We start from the raw sequence: 534 nt of genomic DNA, 5'->3' as shown, positions 1-534 counted from the left end.
GCGCAGCTCGTCGATCAGCTCTTCGACCTGGGCGGTGGCGATCGGGTCCAGCGCCGAGCACGGCTCGTCCATCAGCAGCACCTCGGGCGAGGTGGCGATGGCGCGCGCGATGCACAGCCGCTGCTGCTGGCCGCCCGACAGCCCGGTGCCGGGGCTGTCAAGCCGGTCCTTGACCTCGTTCCACAGCGCCGCCTTGCGCAGGCAGCCTTCGACGATCTCGTCCAGATCGGCCTTGTGCCGGGTCAGGCCATGGATTTTCGGGCCGTAAGACACATTGTCATAGATCGACTTGGGGAACGGGTTGGGCTTTTGAAACACCATCCCGACCTTGGCGCGCAGCTGCACCGGATCGACCCGCTTGTCATAGATGTCTTCGCCGTCAATCAGGATCTCCCCCGTCACCCGCGCCGAGGCCACGGTGTCGTTCATCCGGTTCAGACAGCGCAGAAAGGTGGATTTGCCGCAGCCCGACGGACCGATGAACGCGGTCACCGTCTTGTCAAGGATATCGACATCAACATCCTTCAGCGCATG

Annotated in this window: 1 protein-coding gene; it reads right to left on the bottom strand. The window is 63.9% G+C overall.

The genetic code is table 11. The features are described 5' to 3' along the window. A partial coding sequence (locus tag D1012_RS22215) for a phosphate ABC transporter ATP-binding protein (RefSeq protein ID WP_118156256.1) occupies window positions 1-534 on the bottom strand: 534 nt, incomplete at both ends.

Origin of the sequence: Pseudotabrizicola alkalilacus, assembly GCF_003443995.1 — a bacterium.
Taxonomy (GTDB): Bacteria; Pseudomonadota; Alphaproteobacteria; order Rhodobacterales; family Rhodobacteraceae; genus Pseudotabrizicola; species Pseudotabrizicola alkalilacus.
The sequence above is the reverse complement of the archived record's forward strand: the minus strand, read 5'-3'. Positions and strand labels throughout refer to the sequence as shown.